The organism is Ignavibacteriota bacterium, assembly GCA_016708125.1.
Taxonomy (GTDB): domain Bacteria; phylum Bacteroidota; class Ignavibacteria; order Ignavibacteriales; family Melioribacteraceae.
Genome location: JADJGF010000001.1, coordinates 3,841,208 through 3,854,157 on the forward strand (window position 1 = coordinate 3,841,208; position 12,950 = coordinate 3,854,157).

General features: G+C 31.8%; 9 protein-coding genes. All 9 read right to left on the reverse strand.

The genetic code is table 11. The features are described from left to right. Positions 1 to 15: 15 nt before the first annotated feature. The 9 genes from IPH62_16710 to IPH62_16750 all read right to left on the reverse strand — a co-directional run bounded on the left by IPH62_16710 (position 16) and on the right by IPH62_16750 (position 12,935). The gene (locus tag IPH62_16710; GenBank protein MBK7106915.1) at positions 16 to 891 is read right to left on the reverse strand and encodes a TIM barrel protein; all 876 of its coding nucleotides are present in this window, start codon (positions 889 to 891) and stop codon (positions 16 to 18) included. A gap of 7 nt (positions 892 to 898) precedes the next feature. Further along, positions 899 to 2,029: a hypothetical protein gene (locus IPH62_16715; GenBank protein MBK7106916.1), complete on the reverse strand. Its 1,131-nt coding sequence runs from the start codon at positions 2,027 to 2,029 to the stop codon at positions 899 to 901. Positions 2,030 to 2,100: 71 nt separating this feature from the next. Beyond that, positions 2,101 to 3,264 (reverse strand): T9SS type A sorting domain-containing protein, encoded by a 1,164-nt coding sequence (locus IPH62_16720; protein ID MBK7106917.1) that lies wholly within the window; start codon positions 3,262 to 3,264, stop codon positions 2,101 to 2,103. 39 nt (positions 3,265 to 3,303) lie between these two features. Then, the gene (locus tag IPH62_16725) at positions 3,304 to 4,326 is read right to left on the reverse strand and encodes a PorV/PorQ family protein (protein MBK7106918.1); all 1,023 of its coding nucleotides are present in this window, start codon (positions 4,324 to 4,326) and stop codon (positions 3,304 to 3,306) included. A 21-nt stretch (positions 4,327 to 4,347) separates the two neighbouring features. After that, complete coding sequence (locus IPH62_16730) at positions 4,348 to 6,408, reverse strand: hypothetical protein (GenBank protein MBK7106919.1); 2,061 nt, start codon at positions 6,406 to 6,408, stop codon at positions 4,348 to 4,350. Between the two features lie 50 nt (positions 6,409 to 6,458). Then, positions 6,459 to 9,392, reverse strand: a complete 2,934-nt coding sequence (locus tag IPH62_16735) for a TonB-dependent receptor (protein MBK7106920.1) — start codon at positions 9,390 to 9,392, stop codon at positions 6,459 to 6,461. Between the two features lie 202 nt (positions 9,393 to 9,594). Then, positions 9,595 to 10,785, reverse strand: a complete 1,191-nt coding sequence (locus IPH62_16740) for a CPBP family intramembrane metalloprotease (protein MBK7106921.1) — start codon at positions 10,783 to 10,785, stop codon at positions 9,595 to 9,597. 14 nt (positions 10,786 to 10,799) lie between these two features. Next, positions 10,800 to 12,644 carry a hypothetical protein gene (locus tag IPH62_16745; protein MBK7106922.1) on the reverse strand — a complete coding sequence of 615 codons (1,845 nt, stop codon included), beginning with the start codon at positions 12,642 to 12,644 and terminating at the stop codon, positions 10,800 to 10,802. Positions 12,645 to 12,680: 36 nt separating this feature from the next. Continuing rightward, positions 12,681 to 12,935 carry a hypothetical protein gene (locus tag IPH62_16750; protein MBK7106923.1) on the reverse strand — a complete coding sequence of 85 codons (255 nt, stop codon included), beginning with the start codon at positions 12,933 to 12,935 and terminating at the stop codon, positions 12,681 to 12,683. Positions 12,936 to 12,950 lie beyond the last annotated feature (15 nt).

The window sequence follows — 12,950 nt, forward strand, 5'->3', positions numbered from 1 at the left end:
ATAAAAACTTATTATTTACGAAATCATTTTTTCCCAAATTAGCCTTTGTTCAATCATGGCTTTTACTTTATCAATTGGTTCAGTTCTGCATTCTAACAAAATCCAACCGTTATAATTTTCTTTTTTTAACATCTGCATTAATTTCTTATACGGATAATCTCCAACATTTAATTCTCTAACATGAACCGTATCACCTAAACGGTTTTTAACCAAATTAAAATTATAGTCAAGTCCTTCGCCAATTAAATCTTCCGGATTTGAATTCCAGCAAATTTTTACATTTGGATGTTCTGCAATATCCATCATTGCTTTTATATTCGGTAATTCTTGCGTTTCTTTTCCGTGAACTTCAAGTCTAATTTGTTGGTTATAATCTTCAGCAAATTTTCCTAATTCTAACAAAGAATTTCCAATTTGCACAACAGTTTTTTCTTTAGGAATTTCTTCATGAAATCCGTTTGGTTTTACCTTTACACCGCTTCCGCCAATATCATAACTTAGTTTTATAAATTCCTTTACAACCGCAACAGAATTCTTTAATTCATTTTGATCCGGATAATCAAATTGCTGATTTGTTCCTATTCCCAAAAGTTTAACTTTACTATCAACAAATTTTTTCTTTACTTCATTTCTTTCAGCGGCTGTCAATTTTATATCAACTTTATGAGCATGTTCAACTCTTAATTCAACGCCGTAAATTTCGGCAAGTTCACAATTTTTTATAAGAGTTGGAATATCCCAATCCTTGCCCCACTGATAAGTTACAAGTCCCAGTTTCATTAAATTTTCTGATTCACTTTTAGAAAATAATTCACTGCCGGAAAAGTAAATTGCTCCGGAAAAAAATGTTAAATACTTGATAAATTCTTTTCGTGTAATTTTGTTTTCCATCGAATTTCTAATTTGTGAAATATTTTTTCAGATCTATATAAACATATGGTCTGCTGCTTGCAACTTCATTTCCATTTGCATACGCAACCCACATTTCAAGATTTGTAGCATCATAAACAACATTTTCCAAATTACCATCTTCATCTGCAACCAAACGCGAAAGTTCAATCATTTTATCTGAATTAAATTTCCCATGGTTTTTGGTTAAAAATTCATACGCTGCATCATTATCCATTGTATAGTAGCATGTATTTCCCATTACTTTTGGAGCAACTTCATCAGTTGGATCATTATCTTTCCAAATTTTAAGTTTAACAGAATCCGGTGAAGAAACTAATATTTTAGCTGCACCTTTGCTTCCCGCTTTTCCATCACCAATATAAAGATGATATCTTTTTATAAGTTTTGCGGAAGTAACAATTTCAAGTGCTTCGTTAAGTGTATTTGCATCATAAAGTAAATCTCTGAATAAAGTAGAAAAGTGTGTTCCATCCAAATCAAATGGATATTCTTTGTTCGGCGATGAGCCTTTTTCACTTAGTACAATTCCTTCAGCATTTATTCCGGTATGTGCTCCAATATAACCGGCAAATGTCGCAGAAGCATGAGGAATTCCATCACTCGGTAAATATATTACAATTGTAGGAAAATCTTGTAAACCTCCGCCCATAGTGAAATCTAAATTTCTGATCTGATATAAATTGCCGTTTTCAGATGCCGGACCCCAAACGGAAACGCCGGAACAAGCATAATTTCCCACTACAGGAATCATATGTGCTCTTTTTAATTCATCCCAAGGAACTTGTGAACCATCGGCTAAACCTTGGAGCTCTTCTTTAAATCTATTTTTTAAGTATGGTTCGATAGAAATCCATGCATTATCTAACACTTCATTATTATATCTTGCCGGATCACCCATTGCAGCATACTTTAAAAAATTAGACATACAAATTTTTACATCATCCTTTAACGCTTTCCCTAATTGAAAACCCATTTCAGAAGGAGTTCCACTTACAACAACGACTTTTATTTCATCGACACCACTACCAATTGTAAATACTTTTGCTTCATTATTTTCTGCAAATAGAGTATTACCAAATAATAATACAGCAAAAATTGTGAATCTAAATGTCTTCATTTTTTCTCCTAAAATAATTTGGTAGAGTTGTTCAAACTCTACCAAATATTTTCTAAAAATGGGATGATATTTTACTTAATTAAAAACATTTTTTTTGCGGAAATATTTACGCCATTCGATAATTCGTAAATGTACATTCCACTTGTTAAATCACGACCCATATCGTTTTTACCATTAAATATAAAATTGTGTAATCCGGCATTTAATTCTTTATCAACCAAGGTTCTAACCAATTCACCGGTTATTGAATAAATTTTTAAAGATGTATTCCCAGATTTGGCTAAATTAAATTCAATATTGGTAGTTGGATTAAATGGATTTGGATAATTATTTTTTAGTTCAAAAGTAAGTGGGATATTAACATTATCTTCAACTCCTACCGGATCACCAACAATTCTTACAACAACATCATCAATTTCAACTTGATCTGTAACTGCGGGATCGGAAGATATTATACTGAACATTGAAAAAGAACCGGTAACTCTTGGATTTGGATCTGTACCTTCCAAAAACCATGTTGCTTCTTCGTCCGTAAGTTCACCTTCCCAAATTTTCATTTTTAAATCACCGTTATAAGTATAAAATTTAACCCAATAATTTACGTTTAATTCTAAATCAAAATCTGTTGATGCTGCAAAATGCTGCCACTGAGCCGGATTTAAAAAATCATATTGTGCTCCGCCTTCATCGCCGCCTTCAACATCTCCCAAAACTCTGGAAAGAGTAATTTGATCGGTTAATGGACTAAAAAAGCAAACATATGAACCTTCATGAGTTGGATCAGAATCAGGTAAAGATTCTGCCGTATCTCTCTGAACTAAACGTGTACTTAATGCAAAGAAAGAGTTGGTAATATTTTTAAAATTTACATTAAATGTAACTTCTTGATTTGGCTGACCATAATTTTCTTCCAATAGAGCTTTGTGCGTTGCTTCTTCATTATCTTCATCTAAAAAAGAAACACCATTTGTTGATGCAACAACTGCTCCAACAAAATTGGAAAAATTTCCGGTTTGCAAAAAAGCTTTCCCATCTACTTGTGTAACAATTGCCCCGGCTAAGCCGTCATTTTCATTGTAGTAGAACCAACCAACATCAAGATGCATTGCTGTATCTGCCGCATCATCAAAATGATCTTCCCACAAAATATCGCCAACTTCTTGAGAGAATGTGTAATTATTTAAAACTAATAACAATAAAAACAGTAGTTTGGAAATTCGGTTAAACATGTTCATGCTGCCTCCTATTAACTTGGTTTTTATTTAAATGATATATTACAAATTAAAATTAATACTGAAACGATTTATGCTTTCAAAAAATTGTGCGTGTGTGTAACCGTAATCAAAACTTCCTTTATATCCTTGAAAATTAAATTTAATTCCAAGTCCAAAACTAAAATCTTCAACATCATAATTGAATTTATAACCGGAACGCAATGCAAATATTTCTTTGTAAATAATTTCGGTTCCGATGTGAATTCTTTCAGTATAATCAATGGGATGAAGAACATCAACCGCTGTATTGATTTTAAAATCACTTTGATCACTCATTATTAGTTGAGCCAAATCCATAGTCAATCCCATTCTTAAAACTAACGGAAGCTGAAAGACTTCTGTCCAATATTTCATATCAGTAGAAAAGTTTTGAAACGCTACTCCAATCGCCAAATCTTTGTAGCCAACTTCATAATAACCGCCAAAATCAAATCCCCAATGATTAATTTGCCATTCTTTTGTTTCATATTCATATATACCGTTTTCTTTATCAATTTCCTTTACTGCAATTGCAGCATCTCCCAAATTTTCGTGAATAAATTTATACTTTACTCCAAAAGAAAAAACATCGTTCACCGGATATGCATAAGCTAACCCAACTGCATAATCTGAGATTGATAAATCACCGGTGATTATAAATCCTCTCTCATCAACACTTTTATCAACTCTTTGTGTGCCAATAATTTTACCATAATCCATATATACTAAATCAACGCCAAATGCTCCATAATCTTCAAGATCATAAGCTGCACCAAATCCATAAATTCTTGTATCTGCTATCCAGCTAACATGATTCAAAGAAAAACCAAATCCATTAATATTTGTTAGAACTGCCGGATTATAGAATAATCCTTGTGTTCCATTAACGCTGGCAACACTTGCATTCCCCATTCCGCTTTCTCTTGCACCAAGACTAATAGCTAAATATGTCATGCCGCTTTGTCCGGCTTTCTTTTTCTGCGAAAAAATAATCTGATTTGATAACAGAAAAAGTATTATTAAAATTGAAAATTTTAATTTCATAATTACTCCAAAAGATTTACATCATCTAATTATGACAAATTTACCTTTGGTTGATCCTACAGATTTACCTTCTAAATCCCAGCCTTCAACATAATAAACATAAACACCGCTTTTAATTGTTTGCCAATAATCTGTAATTTGAAACCATTCTTCATCTGCTGATTCCGGCACTGAATTTGGATTATCCGGATTTGGATGCGGAATTGTAGCAAGTAAATCACCATGCATCGAAAAAATTCTAATAATTGCTTTTGCAGGCAAACCTACGAAACCTAATTTATCTTCAAGTCTTGGAACATCTGTATAATCTTCAACAACACTTCCGCCATAAGTTAACCCTTGAACATGATATGGATTCGGAACAACATATACAGAATCTAAAGTTGGCTGAGCACCAATAAATGGCGAAGCTGCAACACCAAAATTCCTATTATAATATTTACTTGATTCTAAAGATTCTCCTGGCTTTACTCCGGTAGTATTTTGTGAGCCATCATCAAATGCAGTAACTGCATAATAATATTTCTTTCCGCGTTCAACATTTCTATCTGTATATTTTGTAGTATCTCCATAAAATGTTGCAATATTTTGATATACATTTGTATATGATCCTTCTGTTCTATAAAGTCTATAACCGGCAAAATCATAGTTACCGGTCTGCCAATCTGCAATATCGGCAACCGATCCCCATTCCAATTCTATTTTTCCGGGACCGGAAGCTATATTAAAATCATCCGGAGCTGGAGGAGGAGTTGGCAAATTTTGCAAGCCAATTTCCCAAGCATATTCAACATTTTTTGCATACCTAAGTAAAGAATCTAAACCCGTAGATACCAATGTATTTTTTGCTTCACCCCCGGTTTTTCCATTAAAAGATAAAGTTCCATTTAACCACTCTGAACCGGCTGATATTGCAAGTTTTTGAGAAATTGAACCAACAGCTTCATAAAGAACTATTGTTACACTTTCTCCAAAATTTAAATTATATGAACCAAATGACATCAATAATATTGGAGCTTGAACAAGCGGATCATAAGATGTTGAGGCTTTCCCTACTGTTCCTTGAGATTGTTCTCCCGAACTCATTTCAAGGTACATTTCATTTTCTGTATTTCCTTTTGTATAAGATTTCATAATTCTTCTTGGAACAATATTTACCGTAGAAGGCTGTGATCTATTATCATTTTTGTCTGTCGGTGAAGTATCGGCATGTAGTACGCCAAAACCAGGATATTGAGGAGATAGAAATTCTCCGGTTGTTGGATCCGGATCGCCTATATCATCATAATCAGAATGATTATCATCAGCGTTTCCGTCATATACATAATACAATCCGCGCAAAGTATCATTCGGCTGATTTCCATAATAAACAGCCCACTCATCATTTTGATTTACAATTTGATGTCCACGATCTCCACCAGGCAAAAGTGCATATTGAAAACCAAAATAAACGTCTGTTAAGTTTTGATTTGCTAATTCAATCGTATTTTCAGTTCCATCGGCATTGCCGTCATTTGTAAATGTATATTCTCTAATTATATAACTATTATGATTATGATTTGCCAGTGCATAACTTGACATTTTAACACTAACGCCAACGTTTGTTGAATATTTAGAATCTATAACTTCATCTGCAATTATTGTAGAAGATTTAGTACTTGATGAGCGAGTATCTAAAAATCGCTCTTCAACAATTCCATTAACAGTTACATTTGGCAATCTATTTCTAACTCTTTTTCTAATTGAAATTGGATAATTAAATTCAAATGCTTCATCATTTTCAAAACCACCTTCAGAAACATAAGTTGAGTGAAATATATTTTGTTTATCTGTCCAATTTTTTGTCCCAATCCAAATTCCCAAACCTTCAAGATTTTTTCTTGTCATGGTTCTAAAATCACCGCCGGGATAAGTCATTTGATTTTGCAAAGGAGCATAACTTGGAATTGATCCGCTTGAAAACATTGTTTCCCAAAGTGGACCAATTTCATGACTTTTAGTAGATTGCGCAAAAACAACATTTAAAAAAATTATTGAAAGAAAAATCAAAAAGAATAATAGTTTTCTCATTTCAACAAACATAAATTCCTCCGAAATAACTCAATTTTGATTTTCTTAATTCTAAGTTCATTTTATAAATTTACTCTAATTCCAAAAATGTAAGTTCTATGCTGCCCTTGATAAAGAACTTGGCTTTCAGTTCTAAGAATATTTTTATCAGAAACATCTTCACTTCCAACTTTGTCGGTTTTTCCATTTGCATAAAGATCATCAAAATAATCTTTGGAGTTTGGAATTGCTGTTCTATATGTGCTGACAATCAAATTGCTAATATCCATATATAACTCCAAATCGAAAATATTTTGTACATCAAAATTTCTGCTGATTCTTAAATTAGAATTGAAATATGGAATTGTATAAAATTTCACATCCGGATTTTGAACTCTAAAATCTTCATCAGGGTGTTCAACAAGCTGCTGACCTTGATAGAACAAACTAATACTTGCTTTGGTTTTATGCAAAATTGGATAATCAAGAATTCGAGGTCCCCAATCTTCTGGAGCACTTAAAACAATTACGCCTCTTCCATAAGGTGTAATTTCTTCTTGCAATGCGCGGGGAACGCCTTTTAATTCTCCATCAATTCCAATTGCCGGATTATCTGTAATTACCGGAATTTGACTTATATTAGGTACTTCTAAATCACTCACACTTTTTTGTGTAATATTAAAATTGAAAAATCCGGTTAAAAATCTTCCAACGGATTTTCTAATTTCTAAATCAACACCTCTAACTTCTCTATATTCCCTTTGAACCGCAGATTCAAGAACTATACTTTGATCAGAATGGGCAAACACAATTCCACTTTCAACATCAGAGTAATCTTTATAGAATGCTCCAATATGCAATTGAAACCAGTCATAAACATTTTGATCGTAACCAAGTTCAAAATTAATCGATTTTTGGAAACCGAGATTTGAATTTCCTAACCATTGCAATCTGAAATTATAATGAGCTGTTGTTGAATAAAGAGCTTCCGTTTTGGGCATTTGAACAAAATGTCCGTAGTTAAAATAGACTTTACTATTAGTGGTAATTGGAAAAGAAATACCAATTCTTGGGCTTACATAAAATTTTCCAGAAGGCGTACTTGTTGGAAAAGTTCCATCTAAAAATGCATTAAGTACATCAAGATTTGTTGCATAATCTAAAGTTTGTGTAACATCCGGTAACTCGCCGTTTGCACCGTAATAATCAAAACGCAAACCTACATTTGCAACCATTCCATAAAATTCAATTTTATCCTGAACAAAACCACTTAACTCAATTGGAGAAACATCATATCCCCAAACAAAAAGCTGGGAAGGATCATCATCATGCATATGAACTCTATCTTCGACTAAATGATTTAATTTAAATTCAATTCCGGTTTTTAATTCATGGGCTGGATGAAACTGATTTATCAACGATAACTTAATTAAAAATCTATCACTGTATGAATTATCATCGGTATTTGCTCTTCCATACATTCTATTTCCGGTTACATCATCCGTAACACCTAATTCTAAAGGAATGAAGCCAGACTGCGGATCATAGTATAATCTATCATGGAAATATCTACCATCTTCAACTGAAGAATTTGGAAATCGTTCGGTATTCCATTTTGCGCTGTAATAACTCGCATCCAATTCTGTATATAAAGTTGATGAGAAAACTTGAATTAAATTAGCCCCGATAAGTGTTGTATTATACATAACTCTTGGTTTATTAAAAAAGTAAAACGGATCGAAGTTGCCTCCATCATAAGATAGCTTTACTTCATTGCTCCATTTACTATTTGCGTCATCGCTTGAAACTGTATTTACAAAAGAATTTATGGCGGAAATTGTTAAATGTGTGTTCTCACCAATTCTATTGATTAATTTTAATGAAAACCCATTTTCTTCATAACTATCTTTTGCCTGAGGATATGTATATGGACGATTAATGTATTTTAAACCAGCTAAAACGTTTAAATGCCACGGAAGAAAATCTGTTCCTCCGCTTAATGTTAAATCCAAGTTGTGACCGGGAATATTTCCATATTCAACTGGTCTGTGCCGCCATTTCCACAATTCTCTTGCTTCCTGCGGAGTTAAGTCATTATCCGGATTATTATCACTTAACAATCTATCGGAATAAGCTTTCCAACCTTCCCATTTAATAGTATCCGGCGTAATACCTTCATATCTTACTAAGTAAGATGATGAATCAGCATTTGGTCCGTCGTATAATCGATAAGGCCAGTAAACCGAGGGATCATAGTAATTTGGTCCGTCATGCCTTAAGTCGGAAGGTTCAAATTGATAATCCAAAGCTAAATGTAATTCGTCACCCGGAGATTTTGTTACAATATTTATAACACCGGAGCGGGCTTCACCATATTCGGCATTATATCCTCCTCTTAAAACTTTTATTTCTTGGATACTTCCTTTATTAATTGGAAATGAAACCTTTGCCATTTTTGAATCGACTGTTGAATAACCATCGACAAGTACATTAACTTCTGATGCATCCCCTGCTCTTATTTGAAGATCGCCCTCAACTAAACTTCCTTGAATACCCGCTTGCATTCCAATAATATCTTCAACTCTGCTTGCAAAAGGCAATTCCGCAATTTCAGTAGCTTGAATATTTGTTTCAGAAGCTGATACATCTAATTTTACTAACTCCCTATTTGCAGTAATTACAATTTCATCACTTTCAATAACTTCCAGCTGAAGTTTAAAATCTAGATTAATTGTTCTATCAACTTCAACATTAACTCTAGTGAACATAGCAGATTTATAACCAATCATACTTGCTTCAACGTCATATAAACCGGGTGGAACTCGAAGAATTATAAAAACTCCATTAATATTTGTAGCTGCTCCAAGTGTAGTACCTTTTAAGATAATATTAACTCCCACAAGCGGTTCACCGGTTTGAGAATCAACTACAGTTCCTCTAATTTTTCCAGTCGTTGATGAAAATATAGATGTGGTTAATGCGAAAAGTAGAAAAAGTATTGTAACTATTCTCTTCATATGATCTTCTCCATACAAATGGAAACATCAACAAAAAATGAATTTATGTGAAATAAGTTTTTAAGCTTGAGACAATGCAATCGTTTGTCTTATTTCAATTCAAATTATAATTTTTATTTTCAATAAGCAAATTAAATTATTATAAACCTTACACTTCATTTTTATTGGTTAAAATCCTTATAACTTTTGTTGATTTTGAATTTTACTTAATCAACTCTAAGCCAAGAAAAAGATCTGTATTATTTACCAATGCGTGAACTAATGCCGCATAAAAAACATTTTTTGTTTTAAGATAAGTATAACCGTATGCCCAGCCCGCAAGTGATGCTAAAGCAACAAAAACTATTGAACCAGCATGAAAATGAACTATTCCGAAGATGATACTTGTTATTGCCAAAGATGTATAACTTCCAATTTTATCAAATTTTTTATTTTCAAAATAAAATGAAGTTGAGAATAAAATTATTGTGACTGCTAAAATTATCCATCCGTATTTTCCTTTCATTAAAAATCCGGTTAATGCAGAAAGTACAGCAAGAATTATAAATCCCCATTTCCAAAATGTTAACCACTTTTGCGATTGGTAAATTCTTTTGGAAAGTAAATTTTGCAGCAAACCTCTAAAAAATAATTCTTCAAAAATTGCCGTGTGAAGAAAAACTGCAAGAACTTCTCTTGTTCCAATTAATGTTTGATTAACTGAAACTTCTTTGTATCCGACAAATTTTATAAATTCAAAATTTAATCCTATTATTAACGCTGCAACATAAAATGAAATCCATGAAACAATTGCAATCTTTAGGAATTTAAGACTAAATATTGGATAAAATCCAACATCGTTTAATTTTCTAATTATGGAAAAACTATAAACAATAATTATCATAATTGTGATTCTAAAGAGAGAATCAAATCCGCCGCCGCTAAATGGCAAATTAGTATTTGGCTCAAATTTGATAAGCGTTGTTGGCAATAAAAATAATGTGAAAGTAAAAAAATCTATCCAATCAATTTTGTAGATATTTTCATTCTTAGAAAGAAATATCAATGTTGGAAATAAAATAAAAAACGGAAATAAAAAAGTAGTTCCTTGTAACGGGTTTTCTCCATTTACAAAAATATATGAATAATAAATTGTGACTAACAATAGCGGGAAAAATATTGCTTTGCGTAAATTGTAATTTATAAGGTTTGATAAATTTTTAGAAATTTTGTCGGAACCAATTGAGAAAAATATGAAATAACAAATAAGAAAATATGGAACTGAGATTAAGAAATCTTCAAGTTCTGTTTTCTCCCAAATAAAAAAAGTATAGAACAAGAATAAAAATACGGTTATGAACAAACTTCTTAAAAATTCATTTTTCCCAAATCTATAAATTTCTAAATAGTTCATTTTCTAAAAAAATATTAATTTAATTGATTTAACAATTCTCTGAAATTGTAATGTGCATAAGGCTCATTTGCTGCGGGGGTATTTACGCCGGCATTGGAAACCCAAAGTTCTAAAGTCTGCGGAGCAAATAAAACATTATGTAGATTACTTTTCATCGCAACGGGTCTATCCATTAAATGAATGGCTTTATCAGTATCTATTTTCCCGTGATTTTCTTTTATTCTTGCAACTAAATCTTTATATCGATTTCCGGCAGACATAATAACTGCATTTTCAACTGGCTCAATTAATTTTTCATGATATGAATTCGGATTTATAATTTCAAATTTTGATGGTGTTGTGGATAAGCCTTTTGCATCCGGAATTTTTCCATCTGCAATTACATAATAATATTCGCATGTACGCGGAGTTTCTTGAAATAATTTAACAGCTTCATCGAGTGTATTAGTATTTTCAAGTCCGTTTCTCATTAAAAATGCCATCGGCATTCCATCCCATTCACCTTCACCGCCGCCGCCCATTTCACCAAAGCTGACTTGTTTTTCATTCATACCGGTTACCGAACCGATAAATCCGGCATATCCAACATTCACAAATGCATTAAAATCATTTGGTTTAAGTATGAAAACAACTGCATTAAATTGAAGTCCAATTTCTGTCATATAATCTAAAACTCTTCCATGAAATAATTTCCCACCAATTGTGGAAGTATTAAAAACTGCAAATCCTGAACAATGAAAAAGTTCCGGGAACACGTTTGTTAAATGAATTTCATCCAGCGAAATTCCGGAAGTCTCTGAAATCCCTATCATTTCGTCTTCATATTTTTGCGGAATGAAAGGTTTCAATCTTTTGTATGCTTCTCTAAAATCATTTATAAACCACGATTTTCTTTCAATTGTATAAACCCAGCACATAGTGTAAAGAGTTGCATCAACCATATCTCTTATTTCATCTTTTAAAAGAGCGCCGTGAATTTCTCCTATTTCTTTATGTGTTCCTTTTGCGAGAAGAATTCGGTTGTTATCCTTGAAAATTAATTTCCCATTTCCATATGATTTTTCAATCGCATTTATTTTTGGTGCTTCAATTCTTGAAAGCAATAATCCGCCGGTTCTTAATGCACCTCTATAAATTGCTGTATTAAGTTCTTTTCTATCGATATTGATAATTTTGGTTTCACTATTTGTTCTAAATGTGGATTTATTATTTTTTTCATTCAAACTAAAATGAATATTTGTTTTTGATTTTGAAGATTCAATTGTTAAGAATAAATTATTAAAATTTTCTTCGCTCATCCACATATTAATTTTGGTAGAATCGACAACTTTACCAACTAATGAATAACTGATTTTATTTTTTTCAGCTTCATCAAAACTGCAATTAAATAATACCCATATTGCGAATCCTATTTTTTTAGTGAAGGAAGATTCTAAAATTAATTTTGATTGCGGATATTTTTTTAAAATATCTCCAAGTAATTTTATTATATCAAAATTCCCTTGATCTTTTCCGCCGGCTGCTACAATTACGTTTGATGGATTCATCAAAACTTTTGTAGAATCAAAATCACTTTTTATAAGATATTCGTTTTGATTATAATTTACATCCGCATAAAAATAATTTTGATCTTTTTTATAATATATTTTGGCATTTAAAGTATCTGATTTTTTTTCTTTATCAATTTCTGCAATTAGGTTGAAATTATAATTCTCATTTCCATTCTGTAAATAGTAAGTAACATTTTCAATTAAAGAATAAATTCGGTAGGAATTGTAAATTCGATTCCAGAAAATAATTATGGTGATTAAAATTATTCCCCAAAAAATTATTAGACTTTTTTTAAGAAGATTTTTCATTTTTATAATCCTCATATAAAGTTAAATTTTTCAACATTAACCATATTTGAATTTATAAACAAGAATCAATAATCCCAATGGCAGCACAAAAATTTGTGAAAGAATTATTGCAATATCCGAAGTTAAAATTCCGTAAGTCATCCATAGAAAATTATTAAGTGAAATTAAAATAAAAGTGGGAAGCGACAGTGCTTTGGTATTTTTAGTCTTTATTGTTTGAACTGCTTGCGGAATAAATATTAAGGAGCCAATTGCTGCAGCAAAGTAACCTATAATTTCTGAAATACCCATAAAAACCTTTTTACT